This window comes from Moorena producens PAL-8-15-08-1 (genome assembly GCF_001767235.1).
GTDB lineage: Bacteria > Cyanobacteriota > Cyanobacteriia > Cyanobacteriales > Coleofasciculaceae > Moorena > Moorena producens_A.
Genome location: NZ_CP017599.1, coordinates 6460860 through 6481411, shown reverse-complemented (window position 1 = coordinate 6481411; position 20552 = coordinate 6460860). Strand labels below are relative to the sequence as shown.

The window sequence follows — 20552 nt, the reverse complement described above, 5'->3', positions numbered from 1 at the left end:
TTGACTCTCCACTAAACTAGAGCGTTTATCCTTTAACCATAGGGTGAGGATAAATCATGAAACAACAAAACTTTCGTTTACAAGGAATGAGCTGCGCTGCTTGTGCCAGACGCATAGAAACCCTGATTCAAAGGGTTCCAGGTGTAGTAGAGTGCAGGGTCAATTTTGGTACAGAAGAAGCTAGTATTACCTACAATACCGAGCCAACTAAACCCCACAAAACTAACCAGCAACTAACCAAACTGATTCAACAGGTAGTGAGTGATGCTGGCTACCAAGCTTTCCCGATCGAGGATATCAGTGATCAGCCTGATGATCTCGAATGGCAACGTCAAGCCGAAACCCTTGACCTAAAACGAAAATTCATTGTCGGTGCTGTCCTTAGTACTGTCTTAGTGATTGGTTCACTACCGATGATGACAGGATTATCTATCCCCTGGATTCCATCTTGGTTACATCACCCTTGGCTACAGCTGGTATTAACCACACCGGTTCTGTTTTGGTGTGGACAGTCATTTTTGACTGGAGCATGGAAAGCCTGGAAACACAAAACAGCAGATATGAATACCCTAGTCACCCTTGGGACTAGTGCTGCTTATGTCTATTCTCTGTTTCCCACAGTGTTGCCCCCGGTTGTTTTGAAATCTTTCCTACCCCAAGGGGTAACTCTCCCTGTGTACTATGAAACCACTGCTGTAGTGATTACCCTGATTTTGCTAGGGCGATTGCTAGAACACCGTGCTAAAGGACAGACATCTCAAGCAATTCGTAAGTTGATGGGATTACAAGCTAAAACCGCTCGTGTGATTCGCCATGGTCAAGCCCAGGATATTCCCTTGGCCCAGGTGCAAGTTGGGGATGTGGTATTAGTGCGTCCAGGAGAAACTATTCCGGTAGACGGCATAGTGATGGAAGGGGCTTCTAGTGTGGATGAAGCCATGGTCACAGGAGAAAGTGTTGCAGTCAAGAAACAGCCGGGGGATGAAGTGATTGGAGCAACAATTAATAAAACCGGTAGCTTCCAGTTCCAGGCGACTCGGGTAGGAAAAGATACCGTACTGGCACAGATTGTTAAGTTAGTACACCAGGCTCAAGGGTCTAAAGCACCGATTGAAACCTTAGCGGATCAGGTGACAGGTTGGTTTGTGCCGGTAGTGATTGCGATCGCAATGGTCACCTTTGGGGTTTGGTGGATGACCACAGGAAATCCTACCCTAGCAATGATTAATATGGTGGCAGTGTTAGTAATTGCTTGTCCCTGTGCTTTAGGTCTAGCTACTCCAACCGCAGTGATGGTAGGGACGGGTAAAGGTGCAGAAAACGGGATTTTAATTAAGAATGCCGAGAGTCTGGAATTGATTCATCAACTGCAAACTATCGTGCTAGATAAAACCGGAACCCTAACGGAAGGGAAACCTACGGTAACGGATTTTATTACAGTTGGAGGCATCTATGACTCCTCGTCAGAACTGGGCAGCTTCACCAGCAGCAATGAAATCAACTTGCTGCAACTAGCGGCAGTGGTGGAGAGTCATTCGGAACATCCCTTAGCTGAAGCAGTGGTGCGCTATGCTAAATCTCAGGGAATAGGATTCCAGTTACCAACACCAGAGAATTTTACTGCTGTTGCGGGTAGTGGGGTACAGGCAATTGTTGATAACGATCATCCCCTCTTATCTTCCGAACCAGCAGGGGGTGGGCTTACAGCAAGTTTCGCCCCCCTAGCCCCCCAATTATGGGGGGAAATTGAGTTAAAGTCCCCCATAATTGGGGGATTTAGGGGGCTTGCAGCTGGTGGTAGTGAGGTCAATTCATCTGAAAACGGCTGTAAGGGCAAGAGATTGGTGCAGATTGGGACAAAACGATGGATGGAAGAATTAGGGATTGACACAGATGTGACAGCAAGTTTCGCCCCCCTAGCCCCCCAATTATGGGGGGAAATTGAGTTAAAGTCCCCCAGAATTGGGGGATTTAGGGGGCTTGCAGCTGGTGGTAGTGAGGTCAATTCATATGAAAACGGCTGTAAGGTGCAACCGAATCGGTCTTTAGCAGACTATCAGGGGGATTGGGAGGCGAGTAGTAAGACGGTAGTTTGGATCGCAGTTGATGGTAAAGTTGAGGGGATTTTGGGCATTGCTGATGCTCTCAAACCCGCTTCAGCTGAGGTGGTGAAATCCTTGAAGCGGTTGGGATTAGAGGTAGTAATGCTAACGGGAGATAATCAACAAACTGCCGATGCGATCGCAAACGAGGTTGGCATCCATCGGGTATTTGCTCAAGTCCGACCAGATCAAAAAGCTAGCATGATCTCCACTATCCAAACAGAAGGCAAAACTGTAGCAATGGTAGGGGATGGGATTAATGATGCCCCAGCTCTGGCTCAAGCAGACGTGGGAATTGCGATTGGTACAGGTACTGATGTTGCGATCGCAGCCTCTGACCTTACCCTAATCTCGGGAGATTTACAAGGCATCATTACAGCCATTCAACTAAGTCGTGCTACCTTCCGCACGATTCGCACTAACCTCTTTTTTGCTTTTATCTACAATGTACTAGGAATTCCAATTGCGGCTGGTGTGTTATTCCCGATCTTTGGCTGGTTACTCAATCCCATTATTGCTGGTGCAGCGATGGCATTTAGTTCAGTATCTGTGGTAACTAATGCGTTGCGATTACGGAATTTTAAACCTATTTCTGGGTGATGAGAGACTGTTATTGCTGGGTTACGGCGGATAGGTCGGTTAAAAGGTGAGCTTTTAGAGTATTCGCCGCCTAACCCACCCTACCCTTGGATTTAAGCAAAGTTTAAGAAACAGTCTCTGAAACAATAGAAATAATTTAACCAGTTGTTTCCGTGAGCTACTGTCTCAATCCCAACTGCCCTAAGCCTTACAATCCTGATCGCAACAAGTTTTGCCAAACTTGCGGCACTAAACTATTGTTAGGACAGCAATACCGCGCTCTTAAGCTGATTGGAGCAGGAGGCTTTGGCAGAACGCTTTTGGCCATCGACGAGGGAAAAGCGTCTAAATCCTACTGTGTTATTAAGCAATTTTACCCCCAAGGTAACAATAATCTTACCAGAGCTGCTCGATTATTTCACCAGGAAGCGTTGCGCTTAGAACAGTTGGGCAAACACCCCCAGATTCCTGAACTCTTCGCCCATTTTGAACAAGATCATCACTGGTACATTGTGCAGGAATTTATCCATGGGCAAAATTTAGCTCAAGAGTTGGCAGCAACTGGACCATTCCGAGAAGGTCAGATTCGTAGACTCCTGAGTCAGTTGTTACCAGTGGTGGACTTTATCCACCAAGGTAAGGTGATTCATCGAGATATCAAGCCAGAGAATATCATTCGTCGTCGTATCCTCCGCCCCAGTGCTGGCTTTGGAGTTATCACTCCCCCAGACCTGGTATTGGTAGATTTTGGTGCAGCAAAGTATGCCACACGCACTACCTTAGCCAAAACTGGCACAACTATTGGTAGTGCTGGTTATGCGGCTCCCGAACAAATCTTTGGTAAAGCAGTATTTGCCAGTGATATCTATAGTTTAGGAGTCACCTGCATTCATTTGTTGACCCAAACTCAGCCATTTAATTTATACGATCCGATGGAAAATGGCTTTGTCTGGCGGGATTTTTTGGTCAATAATCCCGTCAGTAGACAATTGAGTCGGATTCTCGACAAAATGATTCAGAGTTCCATCAAGCTCAGGTATCAATCCGCGATCGCAGTGATGGACGATTTAGGAATCACCCAAGACAGGGAAGCTGGTCTTACCTGGGAACCATTCCACCGTAATCAACGAACTCCCCAATCCACTGGTAAAACTAATGTAACAAGCAACTCTCAGCCAGCAAGACCTAATCCCAAGATTATCGTTTTTGCAGCAACCACTCTCAATGGTCATTCCGATGAAATTTACTCTGTAGCCTTTAGCCCTGATGGACGTACCCTAGCCAGTGGGTGTAGGGACAAAACTATCAAATTGTGGGAGTTGAACACAGCCTGGGAAATCCTGACCTTTGGAGGTTGGTTTTCTAAGCATTCCGCTGAAGTACGTGCTGTAGCATTTAGTCCTAAAGGCAGGAGTCTTGCCAGTGGTAGCGCTGACCACACCATCAAACTCTGGAATGTCCGTACTGGTAAAGAGATGTTCACCTTCACAGGGCATTCCGGTGAGGTTAATTCCATTGCCTTTCATCCCCAAGGATACCACCTTGCCAGTGGCAGTAGTGATGGCACCATTAAGCTTTGGGATGTTCGTACCCTTACGCAGCTCACTACTCTGACCGGACATTCATCATTGATTCATTCAGTAACCTTTAGACCAGATGGAAAAATCCTTGCTAGTGGTAGTGCTGACGCTACCATCAAGCTGTGGAGTGCCTTAAGTGGTCAAGAAATGCACACCTTTGAAGGGCATTCAGACCAGGTGCTTGCGATCGCTTTCACTCCCAATGGACAGACCCTAGCCAGTGCTAGTGCTGACGGTACTATTAAGCTTTGGGATATTCGCACTGCCCAGGAAATTACCACCCTCAACGGACATAATGGTTGTGTTTATGCGATCGCATTTGACCGTAGTGGAAAAATACTCGCTAGTGGTAGTGCAGATACTACTATAAAGCTATGGGATGTTGATACAACTCAAGAAATTGGCACTCTCAACGGTCATTCAGACACCATTCATGCTCTTGCTTTTGGTCCGAATAACAGAACTCTTGCCAGTGGTAGTTTCGACAACACCATCAAGATTTGGCGCTAATTACCTAGCTTGCTTCAGGTAACAGGCAAAATAGAAAAGGCAAAAGGCAAAAGGCAACAGGCAATAGGCAACAGGCAAAATAGAAAAGGCAAAAGGCAACAGGCAATCCGATGATTAAGATCTAATAATTATAGCGTTTATCATAGCTATGAGGTACAGATATTTTTTTACTCTTACCTGCTCCCTGCTCCCTAAAACCCATATATTTGTACTTCATGGGTATAATAACTGCTATATATACTTACGGTAAACAGAATAACAAAAGCAAATTTTAAATACCAATGCAACTAATATCTGAACCCAAATATTATTCTCCAGAAGACTATTTAAAACTAGAAGAAACAGCAGAATACAAGAGTGAATATCGGGATGGAGAAATTATACCAATCACTGGTGGCACTACCAATCATAATCAAATTGCCCTTAATATTGCTACCCTTTTCAAACTTGGATTAAAGGGAAAAGAGTACAAAGTTTACATTGGTGATGTGCGTTTGTGGATACCTCGTTACCGTCAGTATACCTATCCAGATGTTATGGTGATTCAGGGTGAACCGGTTTACACAGGTAAGGGAACAACTACAGTAACGAACCCGATGTTAATTGTCGAAGTTTTATCAAACTCTACTAAAAACTATGACCAAGGTGATAAGTTTTTATACTATCGTTCCATCTCAGAGTTCAAAGAATATATTCTAATCGAACAAAGTGAGTATCGTCTACTGCAATATAATAAAACTGCTACCAATCAATGGCAGTTCACTGAGTATGAATCAGAAAATTCCGTTATTTCTCTAAATTCCTTAGAGTTAAGCGTTTCTTTTCCAGATATTTACGAGGGGGTAAATTTTCAACTTACTCAAGATTGATTTTTTGATTCATTATTAAAATTGCTACCTTCTGTACTATTTAAATAGTCAAGCTACCCTAAACCAAACAACCTTCAACCAAACAACCTTCAACCAAACAACCTTAAACTGTCAACCTTGATAATGACTAGTAATTTTTTTAGCACAAAAGAAAAGTTCTTTGATCTGTGGGCACCAAACTACGACATCCTGTTCACCACAGTATTTTACCAGGCACTCCATAAACGACTGTTAGAGTTTGTAGAATTCACAGATCAGCCCAATGTATTAGACCTTGGCTGTGGTACAGGTCGTTTACTGAATCGTCTTGCTCAAGAGTTTCCCAATCTTCGAGGCACTGGGGTAGATTTATCTACTAAAATGCTCACTCAAGCCCGACAAAAAAACCAGCATCGGCAGCGCATAATCTATAGAAAAGGCAATGCTGAATCTCTTCCCTTTGCTGACAGGGAATTTGAAGCAGTCTTTAATACCATCAGCTTTTTACACTACCTAAATCCTCAACAAGTTTTCTCAGAAGTTAGCCGGGTATTGGAACCCAAAGGACATTATTACCTAGTAGACTATACTGTTATAAAACCAAAAAAGTCTTTACCAATTTCTCCTAACCAGATTCGTTTTTATAGCCGACAGCAACGGGAAGAATTTGGCCAGGTAGCAGGTTTGTCATGCTTAGGGCATCACCATCTCCTCGGATCCGTTCTGCTAAGTATCTTTCAAAAACCTGAATAAGTATTATCTCTCTCGACACCTCCCACACCTCCCACACCTCCTTCTCTTTCCCAACTCCCGATTCCCGACTCCCGATTCCCGATTCCCTACTCCCTACTCCCTACTCCCTACTCCCTAACTAAAGCGCTATAGTTAATGAATCACCTCACAGCACTCTGCCACAGATGCCCGTTTTTCCATAGCAGCCACCAGTGCTTCATAAGATTCCCAGTGTTCAGTAATCATACTAGTGGCTTGACGCTCAGCCCATCGTGCTTTCACTGAGTACTCACTAGCAGAAAAACCTAACCCTTCCAAAGCATCTCGGAGTTTGTCGCAGTCTTCTGCTCCTCCCTCAACATTCTCATAGACTATAGTTTCCGCAGCAATGCCTGCCATCCAAACCGTGCAAAATCGATCTAAGGTTAATCGCATTTCCCGAAGATTAGAAGCCTTAGCCGATAGTGCTTCAGTATCAAAGGTCACACCACCATTACCCAGTTGTCCCTGCTTCAAAGCTTCCCAAGCACTTAAGGTGTAACCAGTGATTGGAATACCAAGTAAGTAAGCCACCATAAAATGACCCGCTTCATGGCGAATTATTCGTCCGCGATGTTCAGGATTCGTACTCGCCAATACATCTAACAGCAGCGTTAACCCTTTGCCTTGGAAGCTGAAGCCATCTAGAGTAACAAGACTCAAGACACCAAAAGTAGTTACCGCAGGGATTGCTGGAGAAATATTCAACAGTGGTCCTAGCAAAACCGAAAGGGTCATGCCAAAAACACCAATAGCAATTAAATTCAGCGCAATTTGTTGCATTTGTTCTTGGTTACTTGTTCGTTCATTGTTAGTTATATCATGTTTGTTTGAACAATTGTAAATAGTAGGGAATAGGGAACAGGGAACAGCGGATCTGGGAACAGGGAACAGCGGATCTGGGTATAGGGAGTAGGGAACAGGAAAGCGATAAATATTAGGAATATTACCTACTATCTATTTATGAACATTTTTTTTCTCTCATCTTTATATAAACATGATGAGAGAATTTTTTAATTATTAATTGAAATTTTTACTGTGGATACAAGTATCCAAGCCTTTCATACTTCATATTTAAACCTTGGAAAAAATGCCACCCGATCCCATTCAACCAGCTAACCTAGCCTACAAAGAACGCCAAAGGCGAACAACTTTTTGGAATTAAGAATGTAGAATTCTTAATTCTTAATTCTTAATTATACATTCTTAATTCTTAATTCTTAATTCTACATTCTGACAGACAACCTTCATACTTCGTCCTCAAACTTTGGTGTTTCCGATGGAGGAGAAGGAGCAGGAGTAGGTTTCTTACCTTTGTAGAACGTTTCCAAGCTCTTGGTATCTCCCACAAATCTCCAGTGCCAAGGCTCATAACTAATTCCTTGGGGATTGTCTTTAGGAAAAGACAACTCAAAGCTGTAGAAAGCCGCATTCTTTTCCAACCACTTAAAGGCTGCCGTATTCTCAAACTCAGGATTCACGTTGGTAGCTGGTGCCATGGCATCCCCAATATCAATCGCATAACCAGTGTGATGCTCACTGTAGCCAGGGGGAGCACTGACTTCAGCCCGTTTACTAGCCACCTGTCCTCGCTGTTCCTTGACTTGAAAAAACAGGTACTTTTGCTGGTCCACCGAACGGAAGCCGGAAATTGGCACTAGGATTACCCCCTGTCTCCTGGCTGCGGCTGCCATTGCTTTGTATTTCCGAGCTGCTGCAGCCTCCAGTTTAATCCGGCCATCACGGGTAATTGGTTGCAGTTGTGAGCTTAGCACTTCAGAGTAGGCTAAGTGTCCCAGAATGTTATCACCATCATTCCCCCTAGTGTTTAGACTCCCTTGGGGACTCTGTGAACTAGCTTCTGTCTGACTTTGAGTCGATGTTGCTTCACCAGACTTCGACTGAGCTTCAGGAGTTGGTTCCATTGGAATCAGGCTAAAGGCGATTCCTCCTATTGCTAATAGTCCAATAATTAGTAAGGTGACCTGCCAACGAGACCGGGGTTTGATATCTTGTCTATCCCTTACTGCCTCGGGAATATCATCTACTACTACCTCTGTTACCTCAGAAAGGTTTGCTGGTTCGCCCGGGAGACCTGCGTTATTCAATAGTCCACTCCTGCACTGACATCCAAATTATTACATTTATTTATGACATACTTATCGTTACTCAAAATCCCAGCAGTGTCAGGGAATCAACTGGATTACTTGACCAATCGTTCCAGAATTGTTATAGTAAACATACGAGTTAAGCAACGGTGATGGCAAGGCACAAAACCTTTGACCCAGAAGATGTTCTAGAAAAAGCCATGGAAACCTTTTGGCTTTATGGCTATGAAGGAACCTCAATGCAGGACTTGGTCAAAACCATGGGGATTAACCGAGGCAGTCTATACGACACCTTTGGTGACAAACGTTCCCTATTCCTGGCTGCGATCGCTCATTACAATGATACTTGTGTTAAAAATGCGATCGCATCCCTAGAAGCCCCCACAGCCTCAAAGCAAGCCATTATCGACTTTTTCTACAACCTCATCGAAGGGGCTGTAGACGATAAAGACCATCGAGGCTGCTTGCTCACCAACACCGCTGTTGAACTGTGTCCCCACGATCCACAGACCTTATCCCGGATTGCAGCTAATTTGCGCTCAGTGGAAAACGCTTTTAAAAAAGCCTTATCCACAGCAAGGGAGCAAGGGGAAATCACAACCAACCATGACCTTCAGGCATTAGCCCAATATTTCACCAGTAGTATACAAGGGTTGCGGGTTATCTCCAAAGTCAACCCAGACCCAGAAACCCTAAGAGCTATTGTCAAGGTAATACTTTCCGTTCTCGATTGAGACAGTAAATTCAGAGAGTAAATTGACAGAGTAAATTCACAGAGTAATTTTTTTTGCTCTTAATTGGAACGATTGTTCAAATATAACCTAACCAGCAGGAAATCATGACCTTAACCCAAGACTTGATTAATCTAAATACCCAGCTTCGCGCTCAGCAATCAGAAGAAGCCAAAGCCATCATGGCAAAAGCAGGAGAAGACCTCGCTAAGTCTGGCATTGTAGACAATAGCCTCAATGTTGGCGACAAAGCCCCTAACTTTACCCTGCCTAATGCCGTCGGTAAACTGGTAGAATTGCAAGACCTACTAGCCACCGGAGCCGTAGTCATTTCCTTCTACCGGGGTCAGTGGTGTCCTTACTGCAACCTAGAATTACGAGCCTTGCAGCAATTCTTACCAGAAATGCAGAAATTAGGTGCAACCCTAGTTGCTATTTCCCCTCAAACTCCCGATAATTCCCTATCCACTACAGAAAAAAACCACCTAACCTTTGAAGTACTCAGCGATGTTGGGAATAAGATTGCCAAAGAGTTTGGTCTAGTCTTCACCGTACCAGAAGAACTCCGACCAGTTTACCAAAGCTTTGGCATTGATTTACCTGCCCACAACGGCGATGAAACCTTTGAATTACCCATTGCCGCCACCTATGTGATTAATCCCCATGGAATCATCACCCATGCCTTCGTTGACCTAGATTACACCAAGCGACTTGACCCAGAAGAGATTGTCAGCGCATTACAAACCCTGGCTGTAGCCGTATAAGTAGCTCAACAAAAATCGTAAGCATTAGCTGACGGCTGAATGCTTACGACACTACCAGCACCTTGTTGTGTAGGGTGCGTTAGGGGCGGGCTAGCACTCATTTTCCACCTCTTCGCGCCTTGTTAGGTTGCTGCCCGTAACGCACCACCGCGTCAAACAGCAAATATGAGATACACCCTCTTCATCCAGCAAATTAATAATGCTGAATTCATCAATATTTCAGTCAACAGTCAACAGTCATTCCTAGTTTAGGAGAAATTGAACTATGTCAGAAACAGCCAAATATATAACCCTAACTTACGATAACTTTGAAACCGAAGTCCTCAACAGCTCCATTCCAGTCATAGTAGATTTTTGGGCACCATGGTGTGGTCCTTGTCGGGTAATGAATCCAATCGTCTCTGAATTAGCTACAGAATTTGATGGAGTTGTCAAAGTAGGCAAATTAAATGTTGATGACTACGAACAACTCGCCAGCCAGTATCACATTGAAGCAATTCCTTCCCTATTGTTTTTCAACCAAGGTAAAGTAGTTGAACGGTTTGAAGGTCTTGTGCGGAAACCTACTCTGGTTGAAAAAATTAATGCCCTAACTAATCTCATTTCTGTTTAAGGAGGTAACATAGGATTCTATGAAAATGGGTAATGGGTAATGGGTAATGGGTAATCGGTAATGGGTAATCGGTAATCGGTAATCGGTAATGGGTAATCGGTAATCGGTAATCGGTAAAAAAATATTGGGAATCGCTGATTGCCCATTACCCATTAATTTAATTAAAAAAGTATTTTTTTTGCAATTAATTAGATTTAAATAGGGAGGAAATCAGGAAGTAATTTGGATAACTTTGTTGTTCATAATGTTGAGTATACTTATCAGGTAAATTGAAGTTATGATCACTACTCCCTACTCCCTACTCCCTACTCCCTACTCCCTACTCCCTACTCCCTACTCCCTACTCCCTAAAACCCATAAATAAAGTCCATCACCCAATTGAGAGTTGCTATAAAATAATCATGATTGACCTATATACCTTTTCCACACCTAACGGACGGAAACCTGCTATCATGCTCGAAGAAGTAGGACTTCCCTACACCGTTCACAAAATTGACATAACCAAGGGAGAACAGTTTACTCCCGAATATGTAGCAATCAATCCCAATAGTAAAATTCCTGCTATCATTGACCAGGATACTGGTATCAAAGTTTTCGAGTCAGGAGCAATCCTAATTTATTTAGCAGAAAAGACAGCCAAGTTATTGCCAACCGATACAGCAGCAAGAATACAAGTGATTGAATGGCTAATGTTCCAGATGGCAAGCGTTGGACCAATGTTTGGTCAACTGAGTCACTTCCGACGCTCTGCCCCAGAACAGATTCCCTATGCTATCGATCGCTATGAAAAAGAAACCCTACGTCTGTTTGGTGTCTTAGATCAGCAATTAGCAAAACAGGAATTCATTGTTGGAGATTACTCCATTGCCGACATAGCTACCTATCCTTGGGTAGCTGCCTATGAGTATTTGGGAGTAACCCTAGATAACCATCCCCACCTCAAACGCTGGGTCGAGACAATGCAGCAGCGACCTGCTGTGGAACGGGGCATGGCAGTTTGAAGGTTTGTTGAAAGTTGAAAGTTGAAACTCCCGGTTTGCCCATTTTTTCGGGAGTTATAAGAAAGGCTACTCAGGAGTAAAAGATTGACCATAAAGTTGAGTATAAATAGTAGTTGAAAACCCAAGTAGAACAAGAAGACGCTGCTGTAAAGGAGAAAGAGCAGTCAAATGGGTATAAACTTCATTTTTTCCCTCAATTACTACCAAGGTAATTTCCTTGAACGCACCCAGAATTCTTTCAGCAGTAGGACGGGCAGTTTTTCCTTTGGGTAACCCACCATAAAGTCCAGAAATGTTGAATGTCGTAATAAAACTTTACATATAGAGATATAATTGTCCTATCAATGATCCAATTGTCAACATTTCATAATATCTTCCATCCAATGCACATAACTTATTTTTTGACACATACAGGCTTGTAAATAGCGAAATTTATCTAATATTTTTTAACCCCATTCTTTAGGAATATAGACAACTTGTAAAATCAGATAAGCAATGAGACTTGCATAAATTTGTATGGCAATACCATTAATATTTTTGGTGATCAACCTATCCAACTTTAGGTGCATCTTTAAAAATTTCCATTGTCTTGGTGCGCTTTCCCTAGGTCGGGAAACCCGACCCTCACAGGGGTAGGTTTTTAACAAAGACGTGAGGTGTGGGGTGTAGGGGGTGGGGTGTAGGGTGTAGGGGATAAGAAAGCGATGCAGAGGTGCGACCCGTGGCGAATTTAATTCTTAATGCGGAAAAAGCACCATTACGGTCTTGGGGGAAACCCCCAAGACCGCGCAAATCACGCTAATCAATAAGTTTTCCCCCTTTTCTGCATAGCCTACCAACCATAAAGGCTCCACTGTCTAAGGTTTTGTCTCCGGGGGAAACCCCCTGTTCCGAAGCTGCATCGCTCTTCAATCATCATTTATTCGTTGTTTTCCTTTTCCTCTCCTTGTGATCCGCCCCCGACCGGTCGGGGGTTGGGGGTGGGGCAAGACCCAAATGTAAAAAACCTACCCTTGTGAGAAAACCCGACCGGGGTCGCACCGCAACAATTCAACTCCCCATCTTAATCGATAAATATCCCTAATATCATCATCCTTAACTGCTTCTTAAAGTTACCGTAAGAATAGGGTCGCCTTATAACAACAGTTTTAACCCTTTTCCCATAGCCGACCAACCATAAAGGCTCCACTATTCTAAGGTTTCGTCTCCATTTCCATGACTTGGTAAATTGGTGACTAACCGAAATTCAGTTTTCGTTTCTAAATCACAAAAATTAATCACTCTATAAGCTTTTGCATCTTTTGATGAACCAATTTTTATTAGTTCTGTTTCTGAATCAAACTCTAACTTCCAATTATTATTAATTCGCCAAACAAAATATTTATCGGCTTGCACTAATTTTTAAATAAAATTTAATCCAGCCAATCCTCTATCCATTACTCCTACACCGTCTTTTGGTAATTTATAGCGTTTCTCATAGCTATGAGGTACACATGATTTTTTCTCTCTTCCCTCTTCCCTCTTCCCTCTTCCCTCTTCCCTCTTCCCTCTTCCCTCTTCCCTCTTCCCTCTTCCCTCTTCCCTCTTCCCTCTTCCCTCTTCCCTCTTCCCTCTTCCCTCTTCCCTCTTCCCTGCTCCCTGCTCCCTGCTCCCTGCTCCCTGCTCCCTAAAAACCAGAGATTTGTACCTCATGGGTATAAGACTTGCTATATTAGATAATGATAAATAACTAATGAACAGTAGTTCAACACATTAAAAAAAATGAAACCAAGCTGAGACGATGAAGTTAAAAAGAAATAATTGGCCATCTCAGCAACCCGCAACTCAGCCAATTACTCCCTCCAAACCTCAACCCTCTAAACTCTCAGATTGGTTTTCTTCCTTAGTAAAAGCCAGCAGGGGACCACAATCTGTTTTCCACCAGTTAGCCGTGAGGGTGACTCGACGGGTGCGGAAACCGGAAGCCCGTGCGATCGCATCTAGGGTATGGGCATTCTCTGATTTAGCGGGAGGATGAATGGTTATCCCCAAGGCTTTGCCCACTGCATCCACAGCAATTAACAGCGGGGTTTCTCCTTCGGGGATGTCGGCGGTGGGATTGAGGATTGAGGCAAGTTCCCTCAGGGCTTTTTCGGTCATATTATATCACACTTCACTTACAGTTTATACACATAATATTCATTATAAAACTCAGTTTTTAGTTTTTTAACAAAAACAGACAAGAGGATGAAAGCCACGCACATTTAGGCCGTGGATGAAATCCGACACGAAGGTATATTTTAAATAATTAAAAGTCCGGGTAATCACTTTAATAATTAAAAGTCCGGGTAATTACTGATGAGAATAAAATAGTTTTTTAATTCGGGAATTACTGATGACAATAAAATAGTTTTTGATTTAAATTTAATTTAAATCAAAAGGTAAACGTTCAACAAAAAAACAATGAAGAGCAACCCCAATAACAACCCCAAGAGTGCAAACAAAAATCAGTCAAATCCAATTCCTACCAAACAAAAAAAACAATTGCAACAACTTACACAGGGTGAACTGGAATCCATAAGTGGCGGAAGTGCAGGGCTCATGGGTTTAAGCTTCTGAGGTTTTGGTTGGGTTTTGAATGTTTTTTGATGTTTTTGTTTTTTTTTGTTTGATGTGTTTAGGAGTGTTAAAATGAGGAAGTGTAGAGGATGTTATTAGTAGTAAGGTAATGGTAATTTAGTGGTGCTGGATAGTAAGATTATACCACAGACCGTTATAAAAGGTCATTTGCCTTTTAAGATAAATTTGTACAACCCTACCCAGGGTATCATCCTCGATTACAACCGCACGCCGGACGCGGACGCGGTGAGTGAGCATTTTTTTTGCTCTTTGAACGGTGATGTGGTTCAGTTTTAACCCCAGCAAGTAGCTTGCTTCCTATGTGGCACTTGTTGGGGGTTTGTTTTTTGGGTTTGGGTTTGTACCTGTTGCCAAATTCCTTATAGTTTATCGCACAATCTTCTCCGCTTCTAATGTTAAAAATGCGGGATGGGACTGAGTCGAGCGATGAGTATTACTGAGATCTTGCACCATTGTGATTAATCGTAGGGTGGGCAGTGCCTGAGGGGGTGACAACAAGGCTAAAAACTAGACAGGGTATGGGGTGTGGGGTGACCGGGTGTGGGGAAAATAGAAGCGATGCAGCGCCTTCATGCGGGGGTTTCCCCCACTCGCGCTTTGCATGGCTGACAGGGAATTTGGAGTGAGTAAGCGCGATAACAATCGCTCATATAGCTGATTTAACCGTCCCGTCGCCACTCCGCCAGCTCAAAATCTTCCCCTACACCCATCACCCCACACCCGGTCACCCCGTAAAGCTTTTAAGGCTGTTTGTCACCCCGTCAGGGGCAGTGCCTACCAACGCGGTTTGCAAGCTTCATTATCTGTCTGGTGCACTGCCCACCCTACATGAACCTGACAAAAGATCATCGGGTAGGTTGGGTTGAGGTAACGAAACCCAACAAAGCGTCAAGCTTTGGCGTTGCTGAATTAAGGAATGAATGCGGGATCATCTGGTTTTGGTCAAGCCCCCTAAATCCCCCAAGCGAGGGATTGCTCGCTTGGGGGACTTTGAAAGTCTTGTTCCCCCCAAATTTGGGGGGCTAGGGGGGCTTGACCATACCCAGAATCAGCAACGCCAAGCTTTCGTGTTCGTTACGCTATCGCTAACCCAACCTACGAGAGAATCAGCATTTCAAGGGTTTTGTCAATCAATCAGGAGTCGGCACATTTGCATTTAGCGAATCAAGATTACTATTGCCGTCAAGTATAAACTTTTTCCCTAAACCGCCGCACACCTTGGTTAACTCGTCGTCAGTCAAGGCCAATAAGGTGTTACCCCTTCCTGATGAGTCTTTGGTTGATTTCTCGGTCAGTTTTTCTATTTTGATTCTAGCCATTTAAATCACCTTTGAGTTAGTAATTCAGCTAAGACATACTTCCTACACTGATCAGTGTATAGCTAAGACATACTTCCTACACTGATCAGTAGGGCAGTTTTGAAACTGCCACAACGGTACAGATTGGATTCACTATCTTCATCAGATCATCTCAGGGTATGACAAGCTAATTGAAAATCTTACAGGGGTTAGGTTTTAGGTTTTAGGTGAAGCGTGAAAATTGCCCTGGCGGGATGGATTGATTAAAACTATCATTGACGAAGTATGCGTGAAAATTGCTTCAATTGCTGGCAAATACAAATGACTCCGATGCGCTCATTTTAACCAACACCATAACCATTAACCATTAACCGTTCCACCTCTAGCGTTTATCATAGCTATGAGGTACACATTATTTTTTCCCTCTTCCCTCTTCCCTCTTCCTAAGTCCCTGCTCCCTGCTCCGTTCGCGTAGCGTGGCCAACGGCCTCAGTCCCTGCTCCGTTCGCGTAGCGTGGCCTACGGCCTCAGTCCCTAAAACCCAGAGATTTGTACCTCATGGGTATAATACTTGCTATATCTAGGTTTGAGCTTTGTTGTCACCCCGTGAGGCCGAATGCACTGCGGTCAGGGCTTCCTGGTAGCGAGACTGGGCTTCATGAATTAAGGCGAGGCGGTTTGGCCAGCTTACCTGGATGATGCAGCCTTGTTGAGAGTTAGGTAAATCGTTAATGGTTTGATCACATAGGGCTTCTGCTTCAGAGTAACGTTGTTCAGTCGGTCGGCGATCCATGTGTTGTGTTGGCAATTCGCGCTCGTATGGCAAACCTAACCATCGTTTCATTGTGGTTGCCTATGGGCTAGTCCAGCCCCAGCGATCGCATCTAGTTCGGCGATGGTGAGTGTTTGCAGTTCCCTCACCAAGGCAGGTTTCTTTTCCGGGGATGCAACTTCACCACTGTTTTGTCATTGTGGTTTGTGGTTTGCCTTGGTTAGTCCAGCTCCTGGATATGACCTTGGGCGCTTGTGGGAATTACGACATCGGTAGGACAAATATTTCTGGTATCTTTGCGCTTGTGGGAATTACGACATCGGTAGGACAAATATTTCTGGTATCTTTATGGTATCTTCATAAATATTTCTGGTATCTTTTCTGGTATCTTAATAAACCAAAGACATTATTTCTGGTATCTTTTTGGTGGTATCTTTAAAAAGATTATCAATCAAAAATGAATAACAACCTCAACAAAATAAAACCGAAAAAATTAGAACCGAACCACAAAACCGGAGAACTAGAATCTGCACCACAAACCAACCTAACCAAACTCAAAATCTCAGAACTAGAATCCATCATGGGTGGTGCACATAGTGATAATTGGTGGAAGAAGTGAGAAGATGAAAAAAAGAAAAAAAAATGATTGATGATTGGGAGGGAGGATGGATTGACTATACCACAGACCGTTCTAAAAAATCATGTGCGTTTTGATCCATCCTACCGGCATTCGGTTCGCCTCGATAAATTGATCTACAATCCTGCCCAGGATATCGTTCTCGTAACCCGTGGCACCACCCACGCGGAAAGGTCGCATTTTTTTTGCTCTTTGAACCCGAATGCGGTTGCTGTTTCAGTTTGAACCCCAGCAAGTAGCTTACTTCCCCAGTGGCACTTGTTGGGGGTTTGTTTTTTGGGTTTTGGTTTGTATCTGTTGCCAAATTACTTATATTTTTTTGCACAATCTTCCAGGCTAAAAATTTGCCGTTGCTTAATAATGAAATGATTTTAAGAGTAGGTGCGCGCCTCCTAGGGCGAGTAAATCGCCCTTGGGTCGCACCTGTGAAATGGGCATCAGGCGTGGAAGCGATGCAGCGCGGTCTTGGGAAGGCAGCGCCGCCAAAGGGGGTTCCCCCCGGAGACGAAACCTGTTTATTGTGGAGCCTTTATAGTTAGCAGGTTATGCAGAAAAGGGTTAAATATTTGTTAAGAAGGCTCCACTATCTTACGGTAACTTGGCCGTAGGCCACGCTTGGCCGTAGGCCACGCCAAAGGCGAACGCGAACAAACCATGAGCGACTGCCGTGGTTTCCCCCATGAGCGACTGCATCAAGACACTGGCATCTTGCCAGTTTCATGCTTATTTTCGAGCGGGCATCCTGCCCACTCTACTTCTATTCATTCCAAGACTGACGCAACCCTTAGCCAATCAACTTTCTGAACGAATCAACCTCTGATAAACGCCCCCTTGTTCCCACAATTCCTCATGAGTTCCCCGTTGCACCACCTTACCCCCTTCCAGCACAATAATTTCATCACAATCTCGAATGGTACTCAAGCGGTGGGCTACCAAAATACAACTACACTGACGCGATCGCAAATTTTCCACAATCATTTGTTCTGTCTGGGCATCTAAAGCAGAAGTCGCTTCATCCATCACCAAAATTGCTGGATTTTTCACCAATGCCCGGGCAATTTCCAACCGTTGTCGCTGTCCGCCACTTAAATTCACACCCCCTTCCAGCAATTCCCCGTCATATCCCCCCGGAATTGCCATGACTGCTTCATGGATAACCGCATCTTGACAAGCTTGGACTAATTGCTGATCGGTTACTGTAGCATTCCATAAGGTTAAATTATCCCGCACCGTCCCACCAAACAGAAAGATATCCTGTTCCACCAGTGATAAAGAACTGGCCAACACCTCTCGCGGAATTTCCCGTCTAGGAGTCCCATCCAAGAGAATCTCCCCTTCCCAAGGTTGATAAAGTCCACAGATCAGTTTAGCCAGGGTAGATTTCCCCGAACCACTGGCACCAACTAAAGCCACCCGTTGTCCTGGTTGCAAGGATAGACTGAAGTTCTCAATCAACGGCGGGTCTACATGGGAGTAACCAAACGTAACATCCCGTAACTCTACATAACCGTTTAGATTTGGGATTACAGGAAGTTTCGCCCCCCTAGCCCCCCAATTTTGGGGGGTTCTTGAGTTAAAGTCCCCCGCCCCCCTAACCCCCCAATTTTGGGGGGTTCTTGAGTTAAAGTCCCCCAGCGAGGGATTGCTCGCTGGGGGATTTAGGGGGCTTCCAGCTCTCGGTCGTGAGTTCAATTCATCCATCTCCCCATCTCCCCATCTCCCCATCTCCCTCTCTCCCTCTCTCTCCACTTCCGAATCAAGGGAATTACCTAACACATCATCTAAACGATTTAAATCCCCTTCTAATTCCTGGAGGGTACTCCCGAAATCTACCAAAGTATTAACAGGTTGTTGAAAACTGATCATTAAACTTTGAAACGCCACCAACATCCCAATGCTGAGGTTTCCATCCATCACCCGCCAACCCCCAACCACTAAAATCAACATCGAGGTTAAGGAGGTGAGTAATATGGGCAAAACCCCCAACATCTGGTTTGTGACTTCCAACTCTTGCTCAGCGATCGCAGCTTTGGCATAATAACCAGACCAGCGGGAAAAGAAATCCGACTCCAAGGCTGATGCTTTCAAGGTTTCCATACTCTGGAGGGCTGCAATACTTACCCCCGCAGCTTTCCCCCAATCTTGGACTAAGCGCATATTAGCATCCACCCGCTGTCTGGCTACCCACTGCAAGGCCAAGCCATTGATAGCAGAAAAACAGATACCAATTAACGTCAGTACTCCGTCATAGGCAAACATCACCACAGCGTAGAACACTATCATCACCGTATCAATCACCGTAGTTGCCAATTGTCCAGATAGCACCTGAGCTACTTTATTATTGAGACTGGCACGATTGCTAATTTCCCCGGCATATCGTTGAGCATAAAATCTGACAGGCAATCTTAGAATATGCCATAGGAAACGAGTGGACATCCCCACAGCCAGCTTAATGCTCAGCTTTCGTAAATAGCGCAGTCGCAGCAGGGTCAGAATTCCTTGAAACACCGTCGTAATAATCATCCCCAAAATCAGGGGACGCAGCCATTCCGTGCGATTTTCTACCAGAATCTCATCCACAAACACCTGACTGAACACTGGGATAGCTAATCCTGGCAGAACTAACAGAAATCCTGCCAAAATACAGTATAAAATTGCCCCAACTGAACCTTGCAAACGGTCAATCAACCCTAAGATGACACTAGGTTTACGACCCCCCTTATTAAAGTCTGGTCCCGGTTCGATCACTAGGACAACCCCAGTAAACCCCTCATCAAATTCCTCCCAAGAAATCCTCCGGGGACCGGTGGCGGGGTCATTGAGAAATACCCAATGTTTGCTTAATCCTTCCACCACCAGGAAGTGATTGAACTTCCAAAAGATAATGTAGGGGGGAGATAATTCTTGAAGTTGTTCTAAGTGTTCTGCTTTAAAGCCATCTGCAACCATTCCATAACGTCTAGCAGCAAGAATAAGATTAGAAGCTTTGCTGCCATCACGGGAAACCCCACACTCAATCCGCAGTTCAGCTAAGGGCACAATGCGATTATAGTAACCAAGAATAATAGCTAAGGAAGCGGCTCCGCATTCGACTGCTTCCATTTGTAAAATAGTAGGAGTTCTGACACGCATTTATAGGATTTTAATTTTAAGGGAACAGGGAATAGGGAGTAGGGGGAATAAAATTTAATTTACCTAATAAGTTAAGCTATCAGCTATCAGCTATCAGCTATCAGCTATCAGCTTAAGCGCTACGCGCACGCTTCGCGAACAGCTATCAGCTATACCAAAGGGAACAGGGAACAGGGAACAGGGAACAGGGAGTAGGGAACAGGGAAAAAAAATTCTCACAATTCCTACACGGATTGGTATATCAGCTATCAGCTGACCACTGACCGCTGACCACTGACCGCTGACCACTGACCGCTGACCACTGACCGCTGACCACTGACCGCTGACCACTGACCGCTGACCACTGACCGCTGACCGCTGACCGCTGACCGCTAAATGCTTACTCACAAACATAAAAGTACCCTGATTGGGTACTGTTGAAGCTTGATGCCATTGTCCATAATGCAAAGCAAGCCTCGCTAAAATCATGAGGCTTCTCGCCGGATCA

At 44.3% G+C, this 20552-nt stretch carries 17 protein-coding genes and 2 pseudogenes; 9 read left to right on the top strand and 10 right to left on the bottom strand.

The window, feature by feature from the left end; all coding sequences use genetic code 11:
• Window positions 1-56: 56 nt before the first annotated feature.
• From BJP34_RS23660 to BJP34_RS23645, 4 genes are all read left to right on the top strand, one after another.
• Window positions 57-2702, top strand: a complete 2646-nt coding sequence (locus BJP34_RS23660) for a heavy metal translocating P-type ATPase (protein WP_070394457.1) — start codon at window positions 57-59, stop codon at window positions 2700-2702.
• Window positions 2703-2854: 152 nt separating this feature from the next.
• Window positions 2855-4771: a WD40 repeat domain-containing serine/threonine-protein kinase gene (locus BJP34_RS23655; protein ID WP_070394456.1), complete on the top strand. Its 1917-nt coding sequence runs from the start codon at window positions 2855-2857 to the stop codon at window positions 4769-4771.
• A gap of 281 nt (window positions 4772-5052) precedes the next feature.
• Window positions 5053-5640: a Uma2 family endonuclease gene (locus BJP34_RS23650; protein ID WP_070394455.1), complete on the top strand. Its 588-nt coding sequence runs from the start codon at window positions 5053-5055 to the stop codon at window positions 5638-5640.
• A 123-nt stretch (window positions 5641-5763) separates the two neighbouring features.
• A complete protein-coding gene (locus BJP34_RS23645) occupies window positions 5764-6372 on the top strand; it encodes a class I SAM-dependent methyltransferase (protein ID WP_070394454.1) in 609 nt (202 codons plus the stop codon).
• A 132-nt stretch (window positions 6373-6504) separates the two neighbouring features.
• Here BJP34_RS23645 and BJP34_RS23640 read toward each other — a convergent pair whose 3' ends face one another.
• Together BJP34_RS23640 and BJP34_RS23635 are read right to left on the bottom strand one after the other, a co-directional pair.
• Window positions 6505-7173: an ATP-dependent Zn protease gene (locus tag BJP34_RS23640; protein ID WP_070394453.1), complete on the bottom strand. Its 669-nt coding sequence runs from the start codon at window positions 7171-7173 to the stop codon at window positions 6505-6507.
• A gap of 464 nt (window positions 7174-7637) precedes the next feature.
• Window positions 7638-8498, bottom strand: coding sequence for a M15 family metallopeptidase (locus BJP34_RS23635; protein WP_070394452.1), 861 nt, complete (start codon window positions 8496-8498; stop codon window positions 7638-7640).
• Between the two features lie 152 nt (window positions 8499-8650).
• Here BJP34_RS23635 and BJP34_RS23630 point away from each other — a divergent pair, with 152 nt between their 5' ends.
• The 3 genes from BJP34_RS23630 (at window position 8651) to trxA (ending at window position 10606) form a co-directional block, all read left to right on the top strand.
• Window positions 8651-9232, top strand: coding sequence for a TetR/AcrR family transcriptional regulator (locus tag BJP34_RS23630; protein ID WP_070394451.1), 582 nt, complete (start codon window positions 8651-8653; stop codon window positions 9230-9232).
• A 104-nt stretch (window positions 9233-9336) separates the two neighbouring features.
• Window positions 9337-9993 (top strand): peroxiredoxin-like family protein, encoded by a 657-nt coding sequence (locus BJP34_RS23625; protein ID WP_070394450.1) that lies wholly within the window; start codon window positions 9337-9339, stop codon window positions 9991-9993.
• Window positions 9994-10258: 265 nt separating this feature from the next.
• Window positions 10259-10606 (top strand): thioredoxin, encoded by a 348-nt coding sequence (trxA, locus tag BJP34_RS23620; protein WP_070394449.1) that lies wholly within the window; start codon window positions 10259-10261, stop codon window positions 10604-10606.
• Here trxA and BJP34_RS40735 read toward each other — a convergent pair.
• A complete protein-coding gene (locus BJP34_RS40735; RefSeq protein WP_149031140.1) occupies window positions 10583-10759 on the bottom strand; it encodes an alpha/beta hydrolase in 177 nt (58 codons plus the stop codon). The two genes, trxA and BJP34_RS40735, sit on opposite strands and share 24 nt — an antisense overlap.
• 248 nt (window positions 10760-11007) lie before the next feature.
• On the opposite strand from BJP34_RS40735, the gene BJP34_RS23615 reads away from it, so the two are divergent.
• Entirely contained in the window at window positions 11008-11607 is a 600-nt protein-coding gene (locus tag BJP34_RS23615) for a glutathione binding-like protein (RefSeq protein WP_070394448.1), read from the top strand.
• A 356-nt stretch (window positions 11608-11963) separates the two neighbouring features.
• On the opposite strand, the pseudogene BJP34_RS40730 reads toward BJP34_RS23615, so the two are convergent.
• The 5 genes and pseudogenes from BJP34_RS40730 to BJP34_RS23590 all read right to left on the bottom strand — a co-directional run.
• A pseudogene (locus BJP34_RS40730) lies at window positions 11964-12191 on the bottom strand (IS4 family transposase); the annotation flags it as partial.
• 628 nt (window positions 12192-12819) lie between these two features.
• Window positions 12820-13068 (bottom strand): annotated as a pseudogene (locus BJP34_RS50530) (IS4 family transposase); the annotation flags it as partial.
• 387 nt (window positions 13069-13455) lie between these two features.
• The gene (locus tag BJP34_RS23600) at window positions 13456-13746 is read right to left on the bottom strand and encodes a hypothetical protein (RefSeq protein WP_070394445.1); all 291 of its coding nucleotides are present in this window, start codon (window positions 13744-13746) and stop codon (window positions 13456-13458) included.
• Window positions 13747-15356: 1610 nt separating this feature from the next.
• Window positions 15357-15545 (bottom strand): hypothetical protein, encoded by a 189-nt coding sequence (locus BJP34_RS23595; protein WP_070394444.1) that lies wholly within the window; start codon window positions 15543-15545, stop codon window positions 15357-15359.
• A gap of 559 nt (window positions 15546-16104) precedes the next feature.
• A complete protein-coding gene (locus BJP34_RS23590) occupies window positions 16105-16368 on the bottom strand; it encodes a hypothetical protein (protein ID WP_149031139.1) in 264 nt (87 codons plus the stop codon).
• A 385-nt stretch (window positions 16369-16753) separates the two neighbouring features.
• On the opposite strand from BJP34_RS23590, the gene BJP34_RS44215 reads away from it, so the two are divergent.
• Window positions 16754-16915 (top strand): hypothetical protein, encoded by a 162-nt coding sequence (locus BJP34_RS44215; protein WP_158517420.1) that lies wholly within the window; start codon window positions 16754-16756, stop codon window positions 16913-16915.
• 810 nt (window positions 16916-17725) lie between these two features.
• Here BJP34_RS44215 and BJP34_RS23580 read toward each other — a convergent pair.
• Together BJP34_RS23580 and BJP34_RS23575 are read right to left on the bottom strand one after the other, a co-directional pair.
• A complete protein-coding gene (locus tag BJP34_RS23580; RefSeq protein ID WP_070394441.1) occupies window positions 17726-20065 on the bottom strand; it encodes an NHLP family bacteriocin export ABC transporter peptidase/permease/ATPase subunit in 2340 nt (779 codons plus the stop codon).
• A gap of 93 nt (window positions 20066-20158) precedes the next feature.
• Window positions 20159-20533, bottom strand: a complete 375-nt coding sequence (locus BJP34_RS23575; RefSeq protein WP_083305321.1) for a hypothetical protein — start codon at window positions 20531-20533, stop codon at window positions 20159-20161.
• Window positions 20534-20552 lie beyond the last annotated feature (19 nt).